Source organism: Microbacterium sp. T32 (assembly GCF_001619615.1).
In the GTDB taxonomy this organism is placed as follows: domain Bacteria; phylum Actinomycetota; class Actinomycetes; order Actinomycetales; family Microbacteriaceae; genus Microbacterium.
Genome location: NZ_LQQP01000002.1, coordinates 1 through 16,757 on the forward strand (window position 1 = coordinate 1; position 16,757 = coordinate 16,757).

At 71.7% G+C, this 16,757-nt stretch carries 19 protein-coding genes; 9 read left to right on the forward strand and 10 right to left on the reverse strand.

Features of this window, described 5'->3' with window-relative positions; all coding sequences use genetic code 11:
• Window positions 1–102 precede the first annotated feature (102 nt).
• Window positions 103–465, forward strand: coding sequence for a hypothetical protein (locus AVW09_RS00800; RefSeq protein WP_063256208.1), 363 nt, complete (start codon window positions 103–105; stop codon window positions 463–465).
• Here AVW09_RS00800 and AVW09_RS00805 read toward each other — a convergent pair.
• Together AVW09_RS00805 and AVW09_RS00810 are read right to left on the reverse strand one after the other, a co-directional pair.
• Entirely contained in the window at window positions 446–1,147 is a 702-nt protein-coding gene (locus AVW09_RS00805) for an ABC transporter ATP-binding protein (protein ID WP_063256209.1), read from the reverse strand. The genes AVW09_RS00800 and AVW09_RS00805 overlap by 20 nt on opposite strands.
• The gene (locus AVW09_RS00810; RefSeq protein WP_063256210.1) at window positions 1,144–2,220 is read right to left on the reverse strand and encodes an ABC transporter permease; all 1,077 of its coding nucleotides are present in this window, start codon (window positions 2,218–2,220) and stop codon (window positions 1,144–1,146) included. Before AVW09_RS00810 ends, AVW09_RS00805 begins: the two co-directional genes overlap by 4 nt.
• A 144-nt stretch (window positions 2,221–2,364) precedes the next feature.
• Here AVW09_RS00810 and AVW09_RS00815 point away from each other — a divergent pair, with 144 nt between their 5' ends.
• From AVW09_RS00815 to AVW09_RS00835, 5 genes are all read left to right on the forward strand, one after another.
• Window positions 2,365–3,528, forward strand: coding sequence for a sensor histidine kinase (locus AVW09_RS00815; RefSeq protein WP_063256211.1), 1,164 nt, complete (start codon window positions 2,365–2,367; stop codon window positions 3,526–3,528).
• Window positions 3,525–4,145, forward strand: coding sequence for a response regulator (locus AVW09_RS00820; RefSeq protein ID WP_063256212.1), 621 nt, complete (start codon window positions 3,525–3,527; stop codon window positions 4,143–4,145). Before AVW09_RS00815 ends, AVW09_RS00820 begins: the two co-directional genes overlap by 4 nt.
• A gap of 37 nt (window positions 4,146–4,182) precedes the next feature.
• Window positions 4,183–4,686 (forward strand): bifunctional nuclease family protein, encoded by a 504-nt coding sequence (locus AVW09_RS00825; protein WP_022880135.1) that lies wholly within the window; start codon window positions 4,183–4,185, stop codon window positions 4,684–4,686.
• A gap of 91 nt (window positions 4,687–4,777) precedes the next feature.
• Window positions 4,778–5,824, forward strand: a complete 1,047-nt coding sequence (gene gnd / locus AVW09_RS00830; protein ID WP_269454543.1) for a phosphogluconate dehydrogenase (NAD(+)-dependent, decarboxylating) — start codon at window positions 4,778–4,780, stop codon at window positions 5,822–5,824.
• A gap of 43 nt (window positions 5,825–5,867) precedes the next feature.
• Window positions 5,868–6,434, forward strand: a complete 567-nt coding sequence (locus AVW09_RS00835; RefSeq protein WP_063256214.1) for a ribonuclease H family protein — start codon at window positions 5,868–5,870, stop codon at window positions 6,432–6,434.
• Between the two features lie 55 nt (window positions 6,435–6,489).
• Here the strand turns inward: AVW09_RS00835 and AVW09_RS00840 are convergent, their stop codons facing one another.
• The 5 genes from AVW09_RS00840 to AVW09_RS00860 all read right to left on the reverse strand — a co-directional run bounded on the left by AVW09_RS00840 (window position 6,490) and on the right by AVW09_RS00860 (window position 10,211).
• Window positions 6,490–7,794: an HNH endonuclease signature motif containing protein gene (locus AVW09_RS00840; protein WP_063256215.1), complete on the reverse strand. Its 1,305-nt coding sequence runs from the start codon at window positions 7,792–7,794 to the stop codon at window positions 6,490–6,492.
• An 86-nt stretch (window positions 7,795–7,880) separates the two neighbouring features.
• Window positions 7,881–8,234, reverse strand: a complete 354-nt coding sequence (locus tag AVW09_RS00845) for a nuclear transport factor 2 family protein (protein ID WP_082822739.1) — start codon at window positions 8,232–8,234, stop codon at window positions 7,881–7,883.
• On the reverse strand, window positions 8,231–8,959 hold the full coding sequence (locus tag AVW09_RS00850; protein ID WP_063256217.1) for a hypothetical protein: 729 nt from the start codon (window positions 8,957–8,959) through the stop codon (window positions 8,231–8,233). The genes AVW09_RS00845 and AVW09_RS00850 overlap by 4 nt, the downstream gene beginning before the upstream one ends.
• The gene (locus AVW09_RS00855; protein WP_063256218.1) at window positions 8,956–9,852 is read right to left on the reverse strand and encodes an ABC transporter ATP-binding protein; all 897 of its coding nucleotides are present in this window, start codon (window positions 9,850–9,852) and stop codon (window positions 8,956–8,958) included. Before AVW09_RS00855 ends, AVW09_RS00850 begins: the two co-directional genes overlap by 4 nt.
• Window positions 9,849–10,211, reverse strand: coding sequence for a GntR family transcriptional regulator (locus AVW09_RS00860; protein ID WP_063256219.1), 363 nt, complete (start codon window positions 10,209–10,211; stop codon window positions 9,849–9,851). Before AVW09_RS00860 ends, AVW09_RS00855 begins: the two co-directional genes overlap by 4 nt.
• Before the next feature lie 89 nt (window positions 10,212–10,300).
• Between AVW09_RS00860 and AVW09_RS00865 the strand changes: the two genes are divergently transcribed.
• Complete coding sequence (locus tag AVW09_RS00865) at window positions 10,301–10,990, forward strand: hypothetical protein (RefSeq protein WP_063256220.1); 690 nt, start codon at window positions 10,301–10,303, stop codon at window positions 10,988–10,990.
• On the opposite strand, the gene AVW09_RS00870 is transcribed toward AVW09_RS00865, so the two are convergent.
• The 3 genes from AVW09_RS00870 to AVW09_RS00880 form a co-directional block, all read right to left on the reverse strand.
• The gene (locus AVW09_RS00870; RefSeq protein ID WP_063256221.1) at window positions 10,987–11,646 is read right to left on the reverse strand and encodes a nucleoside/nucleotide kinase family protein; all 660 of its coding nucleotides are present in this window, start codon (window positions 11,644–11,646) and stop codon (window positions 10,987–10,989) included. The two genes, AVW09_RS00865 and AVW09_RS00870, sit on opposite strands and share 4 nt — an antisense overlap.
• A gap of 83 nt (window positions 11,647–11,729) precedes the next feature.
• The gene (locus tag AVW09_RS00875) at window positions 11,730–12,011 is read right to left on the reverse strand and encodes a GlsB/YeaQ/YmgE family stress response membrane protein (protein ID WP_063256222.1); all 282 of its coding nucleotides are present in this window, start codon (window positions 12,009–12,011) and stop codon (window positions 11,730–11,732) included.
• Window positions 12,012–12,230: 219 nt separating this feature from the next.
• Entirely contained in the window at window positions 12,231–13,265 is a 1,035-nt protein-coding gene (locus tag AVW09_RS00880) for an LLM class flavin-dependent oxidoreductase (protein ID WP_063256223.1), read from the reverse strand.
• A gap of 117 nt (window positions 13,266–13,382) precedes the next feature.
• Here AVW09_RS00880 and AVW09_RS00885 point away from each other — a divergent pair, with 117 nt between their 5' ends.
• Both AVW09_RS00885 and AVW09_RS00890 read left to right on the forward strand, forming a co-directional pair.
• Window positions 13,383–14,141: a hypothetical protein gene (locus AVW09_RS00885; RefSeq protein ID WP_063256224.1), complete on the forward strand. Its 759-nt coding sequence runs from the start codon at window positions 13,383–13,385 to the stop codon at window positions 14,139–14,141.
• A gap of 26 nt (window positions 14,142–14,167) precedes the next feature.
• Entirely contained in the window at window positions 14,168–16,699 is a 2,532-nt protein-coding gene (locus AVW09_RS00890; protein WP_063256225.1) for a DEAD/DEAH box helicase, read from the forward strand.
• Window positions 16,700–16,757 lie beyond the last annotated feature (58 nt).

The window sequence follows — 16,757 nt, forward strand, 5'->3', positions numbered from 1 at the left end:
GGGGGTCGGCGATGACCGCCGATCCCTTCCCCACGGGCCCGCACCGGCCGGTGCGCATCGCGCACCTGCCCCCGGTCCGCAAGCGGGCGCGAGAATCGAAGGATGACGCGAACACTGGCCGCTCTTCCCGGCGCGGCGCGCCGGTTGTGCCTGAGCCGCCGAAACGGGGAGATCTGCACGCGTGAGAAGGGCCACCGCGGCCTTCACCACCGTCGCGGCGGCTCCCTGCTGTGGAACGACCTGCAGGCCGACCCGCCGGAGTGCCCCGGCGCTGGAACGGCGGCCGAACCGGCGCCCACCCTCGAGAACGGGTTTCCCGACGGCCGTGCGGTGTGCCCGGTCTGCTGGGCGTTCGTCGCCCTCGAGGCGGACGGGACGCTGAGCCCGCACGAGACGTGGCGGGGCGACCCGACGCGCGCCGAGGCTGACCGGCGCCGGGAGTGGTTCAACGCGTTCGGCTGGTGAGCTCCGCCACCCGAGCCCGCCCGTCGATCACCTCGAACGTTTCGTCCAGTGCGTCGCCGTGCACGAGGTCGTGCGTGACGAGGAGCGTGGCGGTTCCGCGCTCGCGCGTGAGACGTGACAGCAGCTCCATGATCGCCGCCCCGCGTTCCCGGTCCAGCGCGCTCGTGGGTTCATCGACGAGCAGCACGCGCGGCTCGTGCACCAGCGCCCGGGCGATCGCGACGCGCTGCCGCTGACCGCCGGACAGCTGTGCGGGCCGACGGTCGGCCTGCGCGCCGAGGCCGACGGCATCCAGGAGTTCATCGACACGCGAGCGCACGGCCGCCCGGCGCGACCGCGATGCTCGGCCGCCGAGCTCGCCCATCACCCGCAGCTGCTCGCGCGCGGTGAGCGCGGGCAGCAGCTGCGGCTGCTGGAACACGATGCCGATCTTCTCGCGCCGGAGCGTCGTGGCCTCCGAGCGGGACAGGCCCGTGGCATCCGTCCCGTCGATGACCACCCGGCCGGAGTCCGGTCGGATCAGCGTCGCGGCCAGCGCCAGCAGGCTCGACTTGCCCGAGCCGGAGGGGCCGGTGATGCCGGTCACGACGCCGGGGCGTCCGTGGAGGGTGACGCGGTCGACGGCGGTGACGCGCGAGTCGCCGTCGGGATAGGTGAGGGTGACGTCGTCGAGCAGGATCATCGTGTGCTCCCGAGAGCGGTGAGGGGGTCGGATTTCGTGACGGTGCGCAGCGACACGGCCGCGCCGAGGAGCCCGAGGGCGATCATCGCCACGGCCGGCGCGACGGTCGTGAGCGGGTTCAGGACGAAGGGGAGTGCCCCGCCGGCGAGCGCGCCGAGGGCCGCCGTGAGACCGATCCCGACGCCCACGCCGACGACCAGCACCACCACCGCCTGACCGAGCGCGTCGCGGACGAGCGCTCCCGTCCCGGCGCCGAGCGCCTTCAGGACGGCGATGTCTCCGGCGCGCTGCATCGTCCACACGGTGAAGAACGCGCCCACGACGAGGGCGGAGACGCCGAACAGCATCGCGATCATCAGCGCGAGCGACCCGATCTCGGAGCGGAATGTCGGCAGCGCCGTGAGACTCGCGAGCGGACTGGCCGCGGTGGTGCCGGTCGCGGCGGTGAGGGCGTCCCAGTCCGGCGACCCGCTCACGGCGAGCACGGTCGCCTCTCCCGAGCCGCCCAGGCGGGTGTCGAGGGCGGTCCACGCGGTCGGGGTGAGCGCGACGACCGGCGTGTGGCTGTACCAGGCGTCGCCCCCGACGGATGCCACGCGGTAGGTCGCCCCGGCGACGGTGATGTCGTCGCCGACCGAGGCCCCCAGTGCGGCGGCGGCTCCGGCGGAGAGGCCCACCTCGTCGTCGCGCGGGGGAGCGAGAGCGGCGAGGTCGGTGCTCCCCGCGCCCGCGTCGAGGCCGAACAGGGCGACGCCTCCGCTGCCGTCGGGGCCTTCGGCCCGGCCCTGCGCGATGCCGACGGGGGTGACCCGTTCGACGCCCGGGGCCTGGCGCCACGCCGTGACGGCGTCGGCGTCGAGCGTCGAGTCCGCGAAGGTCGCCGCCGCGGTCCCGTCGGGGTGCAGCACGAGCCGGTCCCCGGGAAGCTGCAGCACCGCCGAGACGTTCTGGGCGGCGAGTCCGCCGGTGAGGCCCGACAAGAATCCGACCAGCAGGGTGATGAGCGCCACGACCGCTCCGATGAGGGCGAACCGCCCGCGGGCGTACCGCAGATCCCGCCATGCGACGTACACGTCGCCTCCTTCCGCCCGGCGGATCTCGCCGGTCCTTCCACCCTCCTCGGGGCGGCCTGGCGGGTCATCGCCGCCGCGGGCGAACTCTCCCTCCACCTTTCGGATGATTCGCGGGGCGAGTGGCATCCGTACCCTGGAACCGACATGCCGCACCGCACCCTGGCCCCCGTCTTCACCGGGCTGCGCGCGGGGCTCCACGCACTGTTCGTCGGGCTCCTCGCGCTCGTCGTCGTCCGCGTCGTGTGGACCGGTGGGTCGCCGTGGGTGCTCGCGCTCGCCGCGTTCCTCGCGGCGGTGTACCTGGCGGGGCTGTGGATCGCGCGCACGCGCAACCGGGCGAGAGGCGCCGCCTGGATCGGTGCGCTGACGCTCGTGTGGTTGCCGCTGCTCTGGCTCGTGCCCGAAGCCGCCTACCTCGTCTTCCCGCTGTTCTTCCTCTACCTGCACCTCCTGCCGGGCTGGACCGGTCCCGCGGCGGTCGTCGCGGCGACCGGGGTGACGATCGTCGCTCTCGCCGCGCACGGCGGGCTCACCGTCGGCGGGGTCGTGGGACCGCTCGTGGGGGCCGGTGTCGCCCTCCTCATCGGGCTCGGGTACGGGGCGCTCCAACGTCGGAGCGTCGAGAGCGAGGCCCTCGTCGCGGAGTTGCTCGCGACGCGCGACCGGCTGGCGGCGACCGAGCGCGAGCAGGGCGTCCTCGCCGAGCGCGCCCGTTTGGCGCGCGAGATCCACGACACCGTCGCGCAGGGCCTCTCGAGCATCCAGATGCTGCTGTACGCGGCGGAGCGGGCGGATGCCACGGGCCCCGGCATCGCCCACATCCGGCTCGCGCGGCAGACCGCCGCCGACGGTCTCGCGGAGACGCGGCGGTTCATTCGCGAGCTCGCGCCTCCGACCCTCGATCGGGGTCTCGGCCCCGCGCTGCAGCGGCTCGTCGAGGGGTGGGCGCAGCGCGAGGGCATCGACGTGGAGATGTCCGTACCGAGCGAGGTGTCGCTGCCGATGGATGTGCAGACCGCTCTGCTGCGGATCGCGCAGGGCGCGCTCGCGAACGTCTCGCAGCATGCCGACGCGGGCCGCGTGCGCGTCGCTATCGCCCAGGACGGTGCGGATGTGCGGTTGATGATCGCCGACGACGGACGCGGATTCGACCCCGCGGGCGTCGAGGGCGCGGCATCCGGGACCGATTCCTTCGGCCTCCGGGCGATGCGCGAACGCGTGGAGCAGCTGGACGGCGACCTGTCGGTCGAGAGCGCGCCGGGCGCGGGCACGGTCGTGGCGGTCACGCTGCGCGGAGCGGCGTCGTGATCCGCGTCGTGATCGCCGACGACCATCCCGTCGTCCGCGCCGGGGTGCGGGCGCTGCTCGAAGCCGAGCCCGACATCGAGGTGGTGGGTGACGCCGCAACGCCCGACGAGGCGGTCGCCCTCGCCGCCGACATCTCGCCGGAGCTCGTCCTCATGGACCTCCAGTTCGGCGAGCGAGCGGCGGGAGCCGAGGCGACGCGCCGGGTCCGCGCGCTGCCGGCCCCGCCGTACGTGCTCGTGCTCACCAACTACGACACCGACGGCGACATCCTCGGCGCCGTGGAGGCCGGTGCCAGCGGCTACCTCCTCAAGGACGCGCCCCCGCACGAGCTGCTCGCGGGTGTGCGCGCTGCGGCGGCGGGGCAGAGTGCCCTGGCTCCGGCGATCGCCGGGCGGTTGCTCGCCCGGTTGCGGGAACCCCGCATCAGCCTGTCGGCGCGCGAGATCGAGGTGCTGCGACTCGTCGCCCGCGGGGCGTCCAACGCCGACGTCGCCGCGCGTCTGCACATCACCGACGCGACGGTGAAGTCGCACCTCGCCCACATCTTCTCCAAGCTCGGCGTCTCCTCCCGCACGGCGGCCGTGTCGGCCGCGCGAGCGCTCGGGGTGCTGCGCTGACCCTGGCGCTCCGTCCGCCGCGCCGTACGATGGCGGCATGGTCCCGGTTCGCGTGCTCGGAGTGGCCCTGGACTCCGCCCAGCAGCACGTGATCCTGCTCGCGCCCCTTCCCGGGTCGAGCGTGGAGGACGGCACCGTCCTCCCGGTGTGGATCGGCCCGCCGGAGGCGATGTCCATCCTCGTCGCCCTCGAGGGAGCAGCCACGCCGCGGCCGCTCGCGCACGACCTCATGGTCGTGATGCTGCGTCAGCTCTCGGCATCCGTCGAGCGCGTCCAGGTGACGCGGTTGACCGAGGGAACGTTCTACGCCGAGATCCACCTGCGCACCCCGCAGGGTCCGTTGATCATCGATGCCCGACCCTCGGATGCCATCGCCCTCGCGGCCCGGACGGACGCCCCGATCGCGGTCGCCGAGGCCGTGTTCGCCGTGGCGGGCGTGCCCGAGGGCGCCGTCGAATTCGACGCGCGGGGGGACGACGACCGCGTGGAGGAGTTCCGCCGATTCCTCGACGACGTCGACCCCGAGGACTTCCAGGGCTGACCCGGCCACCCCCGTCTCGCACGCTCCTAGACTCGAAGAGCCGCCCGTCGTGGCGGACATCACGATGAACGGGGTACGAATGCAACTCGCCATGGTCGGACTCGGACGAATGGGCGGAAACATCGTCCGCAGGCTCATGAAAGACGGCCACGACTGCGTCGTGTACGACGTGAACCAGGACGCGGTGGGGGGCCTCGCGAAAGAGGGGGCCGTCGGGGCCTCGAGCCTGGCTGATCTGGCCGCGAAGCTGGAGGCGCCGCGCGTCGTCTGGCTCATGATCCCCGCGGGGCTCACCGGCAACGTGGTCGACCAGGTCGCCGAGGTGCTCGAGCCGGGCGACATCATCATCGACGGCGGCAACTCCAACTACCGTGACGACGTGCGTCGGGCCGCGAAGCTCAAGGATTCCGGCATCCACTACGTCGACATCGGAACCAGCGGCGGCGTGTTCGGTCTCGAGCGCGGCTACTGCCTCATGGTCGGCGGCCCGGACGAGGCCGTCGCCCACCTGGAGCCCGTCCTGCGCACCATCGCCCCGGGGCCCGGCGACATCGAGCGCACCCCCGGCCGCACCGGCGACTACACGCCCGAGGAGCGCGGTTACCTCCACTGCGGACCGTCGGGCGCCGGACACTTCGTGAAGATGGTCCACAACGGCATCGAGTACGGCATCATGGCCGCGCTCGCCGAGGGCCTGAACGTCCTGAACAACGCCGACGCGGGGCTGAAGCAGGGCGAGCACTCCGCCGAGGTCGCGCCGCTCGAGGAGCCCGAGTTCTACCAGTTCGACATCGACACCGCGAAGGTGTCGGAGCTGTGGCGGCGCGGATCGGTGATCTCGTCGTGGCTGCTCGACCTCACGGCCGCGGCGCTGGCCCAGAACCCGACGCTCGACGGCCTCGCCGGGCGCGTGTCGGATTCGGGCGAGGGCCGGTGGACCGTGAAGGCGGCCGTCGACACCGGCGTTCCGGTGCCGGTGCTCGCGTCGTCGCTGTTCGAGCGCTTCGCCTCGCGCGGCGAGGACCACTTCGCCAACCAGGTGCTCTCCGCCATGCGACTGCAGTTCGGTGGACACCAGGAGCTCCCGGCGGGCGACGTGCTCGAAGCCGGTGGCAAGAAGGCCGACAGCAGCAAGTGACACGTGTGACGGTCGGAGGACGCGCGTCGGGGAGACTGGAGGGATGAGCAGTCCCGCAGCGTCCGCGTCCTCCGACCGTTACATCGTCGCCACCGACGGTGCGTGCAAGGGGAACCCCGGACCGGCCGGTTGGGCATGGGTCGGCGAGGACGGGCATTGGGCCGCCGGTTCGATCCCCGAGGGCACGAACAACATCGGCGAGCTCCTGGGTCTGCTGCGCGCGATCACCGATCACGCCGACGTCCGCGATCTCGTGGTGCAGGCCGACTCGAAGTACGCGATCGACACGTACTCGTCGTGGATGGACGGCCACCGCCGCCGCGGGTGGGTCACCTCCGCGAAGAAGCCGGTCGCCAACCGTGCCATCCTCGAGGCGCTCATCGCCGCTCGCGATGCCCGCCGGGCGGCCGGGCTTCCCGACGTCGTGCTCGAGCACGTGCGCGGGCACAGCGGGCACGTGCTCAATTCGTGGGCCGACGAGCGCGCCGTGCGGGCATCGCAGCACGCCGCGAAGGGCGAGGAGCTCATCTGGACGTCGCTGCGCGGCCTCGACAGACTCGACGTCGCGTCGGCACCGCCGCGCTCGGCCGCGGACCGCAACGGGCGCTGACGCGCGGCTCTGCGCTGACGCGCGGCACCGCGCTGACGCGCGGCTCCGCGGCAGATCAGAACGGCGGCGGATCGGGCTCGGGCACGAAAGCGACGTACCGCTCGGGGCGATCGGTGACCGTGTTCCCGAAGGGACTCGTCCACTCGATGCTGCCGTCGGGACCCTGCCGCGCCGTCCACGTGGTCTCGGTCTTCAGCGTGTGATGCCGGGTGCACAGACAGGCGAGGTTGGTGCGGGCGGTCGGTCCGCCCCGGGCATGGTCTTCGCTGTGGTCGATCTCGCACGCGCGTGCCGGTCGGCGGCATCCGGGGAACCTGCAGTGCACGTCGCGGGCCCGCACGAATCGCTGGATCGCGGGGGAGGGGCGGTAGCGGTCGACCGCGAGGACCGCGCCCGTCACGGGGTGCGTGACGACCCGGTCCCACACCGGTGCCCCCGCGAGCAGGTGGCGCGCGGTGTCGGCGCCGATCGGGCTCTGCCCGTCGATCGAGGCTCCGCGGTCGCTCGCTCCGGCGGCGGTAAGGGCCGGCACGACGACCGAGACGTGCGCCCGGATCGCGCCGAGGCCGCCGGGGAGCGCGTCGGCGGTGGGGTCGATCGCGGGCTGCCCGGTGAGGACGAGGTCGCACAGCAGGTCGGCGCGGACCTGGTCGATCGTGCGGCGGTCGTCCACGGCATCCGGGTCGTCGCCCGCACTCTCCGGCCGAGGAACCGATCGGACCGCGCGCGCCTGCCGCGTGAGGCGGTCGTACATCGCGCGGATCTTCGCCGCTCCGTCGAGCACGCCGAGCCGTGCCATGCCGTCGACGTCGTCGTCGATCCAGACGCGGCGCTGCTGCTCGGCCCGCGTGAACCGCTCGCTGATCGACACCGGATGAAGCTCCTCGAGGAGGGCGCGCGCGAATGCCCGCGTTCCCGCGACGGTGTCGGTCGCGGCGCGCTCGATGACGCGGGCCTCATACGAGGTACGGGCGACCGGATCGTCGAGCTCGACGCCCCCGTCGCGGATGACTGCGGCGTGCCGCGCGCTGATCCGCGCCTCGGCCAGCGCCTGCAGCGTCGCCGGGAAGTCGTCGACGAGTTGCAGCGCCTCGCCGAGGCGGCGTTGGACGGTGCGGTCGTTCCAGCGGAGGGCCACGCCGATCTCAGCCGCGATCGAGCGCAGCGCCATCTCACGTTCCTGGGTCGCGCGGGGCCGGTGCCGGGACCGTTCGAGCGCGACGCGCATCGCGGCGGCGAACTGCAGGACGCGGGCCGCCTCGAGCTCGGCCAGCGCCCGCTCGCTCTCGACGAGCGCGGCGACGGCGTCGGTGAGGACGGCATCCTCCCGATCGTCGAAGACGGGCGGTCGATCTGGCATGCACACATGCTGCCACGGACCTCCGACATCGCGCGGCGGCTATCCACAGGCGAGCGCCTACCGTGGGGGCATCCCCGACGGAAGGCCTAGGAAACCGGCGTGCCCTGGTGGAACACGCACCGCGGCTCGGGGTCGCAGCGCCAGATCGACGTGCGGCGGCTGCTCCGCCCGTCGAAGCGCAACAGGTAGTTCAGCAGCACGAGTCCCGGTGCGAGCAGCCGCGCCTCGCGCTCACTGATCTCGATCTCGCCGAGTCCAGGGTCGGATGCCAGTGCGGCGACGATCTCGTCCCGTGTCCAGCGGCGTCCGGACTGGCCGATCTCGACGAAGCCCTCCGCAAGCAGCTCGAGTAGTCGGGCCGCATCGCCGCGGACAGCGGGCGTGAGGAGGCGCTCCTCGGCCTCCCATGCCCGCTCGATGACCGACGCGGCCACCGTCACCGCACCGACGCGCGGCGCAGCAGGGCGTACTGGCCGAGGAGCGCCAGGACGATCACGATTCCGGCGCCCACGGCGGCCCACCACGGCTGTGCCACGGGCGCGAGGGGGATGAGCGCGATCACCGCGATCCCCAGCGCGAGCACCGCGACGACGGCCAACGCGCTCGGGCCCCGCGCGCCGAATCGCACCCAGGCTGCGGCGAACGCGCCACCGACGGAGAGGGCGAAGAGCGACCCGAGGAACGAGGCGAGGGCGAGTTTCCACGGATTGCCCGACCCGAGGATCGCGACGTCCGTGAGGTAGAGGCCGAAGAACCAGTGGTCGGTGGCGAGTTCCAGGACCAGCAGCACCAGCAGCATCACGGTGACGTATAGCGCCAGCGCGACGTGCGTCAGCACGGTGCCGAGGACGAAGGCGCGTCGTGTACTCCCGAGGGACAGCGCGAGCGGGAAGGTCAGCGCCACCGTCTGCACCCCCAGCCAGACGAGGAAACCTGGAAGGGCCCAGACGATGCCGCCGTTGCTGCGGCTGCTCTCCACCCACTGTTCGCTGCCCGGCTCGACGCCGACGCGCCAGAAGATCACCGCGAGGATGACGACGAAGGCGAAGACGACGAGCATGATCATGGGCGGGGTGCGCAGGAGCAGCGCGCGCTGCGCGAAGTGGAGACGCAGGACGTCCCACGGGGAAGCACCGTGCCGACGGTCGACGGTCGAGGTGGTCATGCGCGCGTTCCTTCCAGCGACTCGGACTCGACGCCGTACGCGGCGACGAGGTCTTGCAGGGTGGCGGGAGCGAGCTGCACGCCCGCTCCCGCGGCGGCGCGGCGCAGGGCGTCGTCGGCCGGTGTCTCGAGGACGAGCGAGCAGAGACCGCCGATCGTCCGGCGTTGCAGCACGGGCCGCCGCGCCGCGACGGCCTCGACCGCTGCCGTGACCCCGCTGACCGTGACGGCGCTTCCTCGGAGATCGTCGGCCGCGGCTGTGCGCACGAGGCGTCCTTCGTCGACGATCACGACGTGTTCGAGGAGCGGCTCCATCTCGTCGATGAGGTGCGTGGAGACGAGGATCGTGCGGGGGTGCTCGAGGTAGTCCTGCATGAGCGTGTCGTAGAAGAAGCGGCGTGCCGTGGCATCCAATCCGAGATACGGCTCGTCGAAGATCGTCAGCGGCGCGTGCGAGGCGAGGCCCAGCACGATCCCGAGCGACGACGCCTGCCCGCGCGACAGCTTCTTGATCGCGGTCTTGCGGGGAAGCCGGAACCCGTGGACGAGGTGTTCGGCGATCTCGGTGCTCCAGCCCGCGTGGAACAGGGGAGCAACCTCGAGCACCTGGCGGAGCGTGAAGTCCTCGGGGTAGCGCTGGTTGTCGCGGACGAAGCTGATGGAGGACATGGTCGCGGCATCCTCGAACGGGTCGACGCCGAACACCCGGACGGTTCCGGAGGTGGGGCGGTCGTGGCCGGCGATGATCGACATGAGCGTCGTCTTGCCCGCACCGTTGCGGCCGAGGAGGCCGGTGATGGCGTTCGTCGGGATGTCGAGGGTGAGGTCCTCGAGGGCCCGCGTGCGCCGGAAGCGTCGCGACACCCCCGAGAGGCGGACGGCGGGCTGCGTCATGAGGATGCGCCTTCCTGGTCGATGATGCGGTGGAGGTCGGTGAGATCGAGGCCGAGCGAGCGTGCCTCGGCGAGAAGCGGTGCGACGAAGTCGGCGCGGAAGGCCGTGGTGCGTTCATCGCGGAGCCGCTGGCGGGCGCCTTCGCTGACGAACATGCCGAGCCCGCGTCTCTTGTGCAGGATGCCGCGGTCGACGAGGAGTCCGAGACCCTTGCCGACCGTCGCGGGGTTGATGCGGTGGAAGGCGGCGAGCTCGTTCGTGGAGGGGACCTGCGTGCCCTCCGGGTAGCTCCCGGCGAGCACGCCGTCGGCGATCGAGTCGGCGATCTGCAGGAAGATCGGCTTCGCGTCGTCGAGCATTCCGCTCCTTTGGTTCGTTACTTGAGTAATGAACCTATGAGGTGGATCGCGGGATGTCAATACCGCGTCGTCGGCGGCACACTGGGCATGTGGAGTTCGCCGGCGTCATTCCGGATGATGCGCCCGACCCGCGGCTCGCCGCGGACGCGCGGTTGCGCACCGTGCCCTTCCGCGTCCTCGAGCTGACGCCCCAGCCCGCGCTCTCGCGGCTGCCCGGCGCCGGCTTCGTCGAGGGGGGAATTGGCTCCGCGCAGGAGGAATGGTCGGTGACGTTCGGCTACACGTTCTGGCGGCATCCGGAGAATCACGACGACCCGCGCAACGAGCGCGAACTCGACGAGCGCACGCGGCGATCCATCGAGGACGAGCCGCCGTGGGGTCGCCCCGCATGGATCAGGGAGATGGCGCAGCTGTTCCGCTACCCCATGCTGCAGGATGCGGTGCGCACCACCCGTTACGGCGCCGAGCGGACGGATGCCACGGTGTCGAGCCAGCTCGTCCACCACGCGAACCACGTGCTGCGGAACTCGTTCCGCGAGCAGCTCGGACTGTCGATTCCGATCGGCGTGCACTTCGCGGGCGAGGTGGCGCCCTCGTCCGTGGCGCTCGCGTCGCTGGTGGTCGACGGGGAGCGGCGGACGGCGTTCCACATCGACACCGACCCGTTCGTCTATGCCGTGGGTCTCGAGGTCGCCGATCGGGTCGTGTGCACGGTCGTCCTCGACCGCGACGTTCTGCCGTTCCTCGACCTCGCCGTGTCGACGCTCGCCGTCGCCTAGACGATCTCGCCCGAGACGACGAGATCCGCTCGGCCCCGCGTGGCCTCGATCAGCGCAGCGTTGACCCCGTCGACCTCCCGCGCCCACGCCGTGGCGGCCTCGACGGTGCGACCGTGCCGCGTATGCCGCTCGACGAGCCGCACCTCGCGGACAGCGCTCGGCGCGGAGCAGAACCACGCCTCATCCAGGGCGTCGCGCACGCGCGCCCACGGACCGTCCTCGACGAGCAGGTAGTTGCCCTCGACGACGACGACACGCGCTTCCGGCTCGATCGCGATCTCGCCCGCGATTCCCTCGTCGACCTCGCGGCGGAAGCTCGGCGCAAACACCGTGTGTCCGGTCTCGGTGCGGACCCGGTGCAGCAGGGCGAGGAAGCCCCAACCGTCGAACGTGTCGATCGCGCCCTTGCGGTCGTGACGGTCGAGCCGGTCGAGCGTGGCGTTGGCGAGGTGGAAGCCGTCCATCGGCAGCGCCACTGCGGTACCGGGGTTGCGGGCGTTCAGTGCGGCGACGAGTGCCGTGGCGAGCGTCGTCTTGCCGCTGCCGGGGCTGCCGGCGATCCCGAGCAGGAAGCGGAGGGATCCGGATGCCGCCCGCTCGACGCGATCGGCGAGGGCGGCGACGGCGTCCGGTCGGGGGCCAGAGAGTGGATGCACGGCCCGAACCTACCGCCGCACATGACGAACCCCCGCGTCCCCGGCCGGTGCCGGGGGACGCAGGGGCGTCGTGGGGGTGCGGGTCAGCGCGCGCGGGCGCTGCGGCCGCGCGTCGCGAAGACGTAGATGCCGAGCACGATGATCGCGCCGATGATCGAACCGAGGATGCCCGACGGCTGCAGGAAACCACCCATCGGGTCGCTGCCGAAGAGCAGGAATCCGAGGAAGCCGCCGACGAACGAGCCGACGATTCCGAGGACGATGGTCATGAGGATGCTCATGCTCTGCTTGCCGGGGATGACGGCACGCGCGATGAAGCCGGCGATGAGGCCCACGATGATGAGGCCGAGGATCGTCCAAAGCACGATGTTCTCCTTGCTGTGAGGTGGCCGGTTGGCCGGTCGTCCCGGGGGTGGGGGACGACCCCACACGCTACGCACGCCCTGGCCGCCGCGCCGCGCCCTTGAGCGCGAGCGGGCGGGTGGCTATCCTTGCGCGCCCCCGATTCGCACCGCGCCTCTTGAGACAGGAAACGGACCTGGATGCCAGTTCACTGGCATCCAGGTCCGTTTCGGAGAGTCGGGTCAGACCGTCGCGAGGGTCGGCTGCCAGCCCAGGGCGGGCGCGACGTAGCGCGCGAAGTTCTCGACGAGACGGAGGTTGAACTCCACGCCCATCTGCGACGGGATCGTCAGCGTCAGGGTGTCGGCGCTCATGACGGCGGCGTCGTTCTGCAGCTGCTCGACGAGGACGTCGGGCTCGGCCGCGTACGTCTTGCCGAACGTCGACCGCATGCCGTCGATCACGCCGATCTGATCGGAGCCCGCCGAACCGCCGAAGTACAGGCGGTCCTCATCGCTCACGATGGGGAAGATGCTGCGGCTCACCGACGTGCGCGGCTCGCCGGCGTGTCCCGCCTGCTTCCACGCGTCGCGGAAGGCATCGAGCTGACGCGCCTGGAGGATGTCGAACGGCGTGCCGTCGGCCTCGGTCAGGAGCGTCGACGACATGAGGTTCACGCCCGTGCGCCCGGCCCACTCGGCCGTCCCGGTCGTGCCGGCGCCCCACCAGATGCGCTTGCGCAGGCCGGGGGAGTGCGGCTCGATCCGCTGCAGACCCGTGCCGCCGCCGAACGGGCTCATCGGGTCGCGCTCGGCGAGGCCCTCGCCGTCGATCGCGCGCAGGAACAGATCGAAGTGGTCGCGGGCGATGTCGGCACCGCGCGGGTCCTCGGACCCGGTGTAGCCGAACGCCTCGTACCCGCGGAGGACGGTCTCGGGTGACCCGCGGCTCACGCCGAGAGCGAGCCTGTTGCCGCTGATGAGATCGACGGATGCCGCCTCCTCGGCGAGCATCAGTGGGTTCTCGTACCGCATGTCGATGACGCCGGTGCCGACCTCGATGCGGGACGTGCGCGCCGCGATCGCCGCGAGGAGCGGCATCGGGGCCGCCTGCTGCCGGGCGAAGTGGTGGACGCGGAACGAGATGCCGTTCACGCCGAGGTCGTCCATGCCCTGGGCGAGGTCGATCGCCTGCAGCATCGAGTCGCCGGCGGAGAGGTGATGGCCGCCGCCGAGAGGGCCGTAGTGCCCGAAGGAGAGGGTGCCGAAGGAACGCATGACGAGTGCAACGCGGCATCCGCCGATCTATTCCCGCGAATGGACGAGCGCGTGGCGCGGGGATGCGGGCGACCGTTCGGGCTCCTTCGCGCGCCGCCGTGTGGCACGATGCGGAGGGTGAGCGACGAGATTCCCGAGGAGTTGCGCCGCCTCCGCGCCCGGGCCTACGGGCCCGACGCCGACATCTCCACCGACCCGGGTGCGCTGCAGCGCCTCGCGGAGCTCGAGGAGCGTCAGCGGCGGGAGATGCCGCGGCCTCTCGTTAGGGCCCAAGAGATCGAGGCCGCGGAGATCGTCGCGGCCGAGCCGGACGACGCCCCCGTGCCCGAGGCGTTCGCCGAGGCCGAGCTCGACGAGGAGCCGCCGCGTCGCGGGCGCCCCATCCGATCCCGCCGGGTCTTCTGGCTATGGGGGATCTCCCTGGCCCTGGTGGCCGCGCTTTCGAGTGCCCTCACGGTGGTGAGCGTCGCCATCCTGCCCGTGCAGACGAGCGCAGGCGTTCCGCAGGTGGCCACGCTCAAGCCCGAAGCCGGGCGCGCGATTCCGGGAATCTTCGGGCCCGCCAGCTCGGACGGACGCGCCTACCCCGACTTCTACGGTATAAGCGCATTCGTCGCCTACGCGCAATTCGGCCCCGACGGCGAGCGCAACCCGTGCATCTTCCTCACGCCCACCGCGACGATCGACGAACTCGACTCGGGCGGATACTCCGGCTTCTCGCAGGCTGGATGCGGCGCGGGGGCGTTCCCCGCGACGATGCAGTTCGTGGTCAACTCCACCGTGCCGGACACCTTCGTCGCGCGGTTCCCGCTCGGCACCAGCGTCCAGTTCGTCTTCGACGGCGAGAACCTCGGGGTCTTCAGCGACGCCGGCTGAGCGCGGACGGATGAGAGGGTGGAGCAGTGACCTTCCTCCTCGACCACGTGCCCCCAGGCAGCGACCCGGATGCCGCCTACCTCGGGTTCGTCGAGTGGGCGAGCGGCCGCGGACTCACGCTCTACCCCGCACAGGACGAGGCGATCATCGAGATCGTGTCCGGGGCCAACGTGATCCTGTCGACCCCGACCGGCACGGGCAAGTCCCTCGTCGCCGTCGCCGCGCACGCGGCATCCCTCTCCCGAGGCGGCCGCAGCTACTACACCGCCCCCATCAAAGCGCTGGTGAGCGAGAAGTTCTTCGCGCTCGTCGACATCTTCGGCGCCGAGAACGTGGGGATGGTCACGGGCGACTCCTCGGTGAACTCCGACGCCCCGATCATCTGCTGCACGGCAGAGATTCTCGCGAACCTCGCCCTCCGGCAGGGACCGGACGCCGAGGTGGACCAGGTCGTCATGGACGAGTTCCACTACTACGGCGAACCCGACCGCGGGTGGGCGTGGCAGGTGCCGCTGCTCCTGCTCACCCGGGCGCAGTTCATCCTCATGTCCGCGACCCTCGGCGACGTCACCGACATCGCCGACGACCTCTCCCGCCGCACCGGCCGCGCCACGGCGCGCGTCACCGGCGTCGAGCGGCCCGTGCCGCTGCACTTCGAGTACGCCCGTACGCCCGTGCACGAGACCGTGCAGGAGCTGCTCGACACCCGCCAGGCGCCCGTGTACGTCGTGCACTTCTCGCAGGCCGCAGCCATGGAGCGCGCGCAGGCCCTGTCGTCGATCCGCATCATCGGGCGCGAGCAGCGCGACGAGATCGCCGAGGCCATCGGCGGTTTCCGCTTCACCACCGGCTTCGGCAAGACGCTGTCGCGGTACGTGCGCGCGGGGATCGGCGTGCACCACGCCGGCATGCTTCCGCGGTACCGGCGGCTCGTCGAGACGCTCGCGCAGCGCGGGCTCCTGCGGGTCATCTGCGGCACCGACACCCTCGGCGTCGGCATCAACGTGCCGATCCGTACGGTGCTGCTCACCGCGCTGACGAAGTACGACGGCACGCGCATGCGCCAGCTCTCCGCGCGCGAGTTCCACCAGATCGCCGGACGCGCCGGCCGCGCCGGGTACGACACGGCGGGCACGGTCGTCGTGATGGCCCCCGACCACGAGATCGAGAACGCCGCGCAGATCGCCAAGGCCGGCGACGACATCAAGAAGCAGAAGAAGATCGTCCGGAAGAAGGCGCCGCAAGGCTTCGTCAACTGGACCGAGCAGAGCTACGACCGTCTCGTCGCGGCCGAGCCCGAGCCGCTCCAGCCGCAGATGAAGCTCACCGCCGCGATGCTCATCAACGTCATCGCCCGCGGTGGCGACGTCTTCGGCAACGTCCGCTCGCTGGTGTTCGACAACCACGAGCCCCGCCCCCGGCAGTACGAACTCGCCCGCCGCGCCATCGCGATCTTCCGCACGCTGCTCCAGGCCGGTGTGGTCGAGGCGGGGGCGGACGGCATCCGGCTCACCGTCGACCTCCAGCCGAACTTCGCGCTCAACCAGCCGCTGTCGCCCTTCGCGCTCGCCGCGATCGAGCTGCTCGACCCCGAGGTCGAACTCGGGAGGGGACCGGATGCCACGCCCCCGGCCTCGTCGGTCGGTACCGGGCACTACGCGCTCGACGTCGTGAGCGTCATCGAGGCGACGCTCGACGACCCCCGTCCCGTCCTGTCACAGCAGCAGTTCCGCGCGCGGGGCGAGGCCGTGGCCGCGATGAAGCGCGACGGCATCGAGTACGACGAGCGCATGGAACTGCTCGAGGAGATCACCTGGCCGAAGCCGCTCGACGAGCTGCTCGCGCAGGCCTACGAGGTGTTCGCGTCGAGCCAGCCGTGGATCCGCGACTTCGAGCTGTCGCCGAAGTCGGTCGTGCGCGACATGTTCGAGCGCGCGTGCTCGTTCGGCGAGTACGTGTCGCTGTACCAGCTCGCCCGCAGCGAGGGACTCGTGCTGCGCTACCTCAGCGACGCCTATCGCGCGATCCGGCAGACGGTCCCCGCCGACGCGCAGACGCCCGACCTGCTCGATCTCATCGCCTGGCTCGGCGAACTCGTGCGGCAGGTCGACTCGAGCCTCGTGGACGAGTGGGAGCAGCTCATCAACCCCGGGGACGACCCGTCGGCCCCCGTCGTGCCGCCGGCCCCGCCGTCCATCCTCACCAACCACCGCGCGTTCGTCGTGCTCGTTCGCAACGAGATGTTCCGCCGCGTACAGCTCGCCGCGCTCCAGCGCGACGACGAACTCGCCGAGCTCGATCCGGACGTCGACTGGTCCGCGGCGCTCGACGCGTACTTCGACGAGCACGACACGATCGGCACGGGCGGCGCAGCGCGATCGTCGGCGTACGTCGACATCGACGAGTCGGCCGCGGCGGACGGCCTCTGGCGCGTCGAGCAGACGATCGACGACCCGGCCGGCGACCACGACTGGCGCATCCGCGCCGAGGTCGACCTCACCGCCTCGGAGGAAGAAGGAACGGCCGTCGTCCGTGTCACCGAGGTGCTGCGGCTCTGACCCCTCCTCCCCGGTGGGCGGCGGGGTGAAGTTGTGCACGGTTCCCGCCGGATGGGCT

Excerpts from the sequence above, each read along its gene's own strand:
- AVW09_RS00825 (WP_022880135.1), top strand. The coding sequence starts at position 4,183 with ATGGTCCCGGTTCGCGTGCTCGGAGTGGCCCTGGACTCCGCCCAGCAG.
- AVW09_RS00860 (WP_063256219.1), bottom strand. The coding sequence starts at position 10,211 with ATGCTCGACGACGCGAAGCCGATCTTCCTGCAGATCGCCGACTCGATC.
- AVW09_RS00880 (WP_063256223.1), bottom strand. The coding sequence starts at position 13,265 with ATGCGTTCCTTCGGCACCCTCTCCTTCGGGCACTACGGCCCTCTCGGC.
- gnd (WP_269454543.1), top strand. The coding sequence starts at position 4,778 with ATGGTCGGACTCGGACGAATGGGCGGAAACATCGTCCGCAGGCTCATG.
- AVW09_RS00850 (WP_063256217.1), bottom strand. The coding sequence starts at position 8,959 with ATGACCACCTCGACCGTCGACCGTCGGCACGGTGCTTCCCCGTGGGAC.
- AVW09_RS00815 (WP_063256211.1), top strand. The coding sequence starts at position 2,365 with ATGCCGCACCGCACCCTGGCCCCCGTCTTCACCGGGCTGCGCGCGGGG.
- AVW09_RS00835 (WP_063256214.1), top strand. The coding sequence starts at position 5,868 with ATGAGCAGTCCCGCAGCGTCCGCGTCCTCCGACCGTTACATCGTCGCC.
- AVW09_RS00840 (WP_063256215.1), bottom strand. The coding sequence starts at position 7,794 with ATGCCAGATCGACCGCCCGTCTTCGACGATCGGGAGGATGCCGTCCTC.
- AVW09_RS00805 (WP_063256209.1), bottom strand. The coding sequence starts at position 1,147 with ATGATCCTGCTCGACGACGTCACCCTCACCTATCCCGACGGCGACTCG.
- AVW09_RS00800 (WP_063256208.1), top strand. The coding sequence starts at position 103 with ATGACGCGAACACTGGCCGCTCTTCCCGGCGCGGCGCGCCGGTTGTGC.
- AVW09_RS00855 (WP_063256218.1), bottom strand. The coding sequence starts at position 9,852 with ATGACGCAGCCCGCCGTCCGCCTCTCGGGGGTGTCGCGACGCTTCCGG.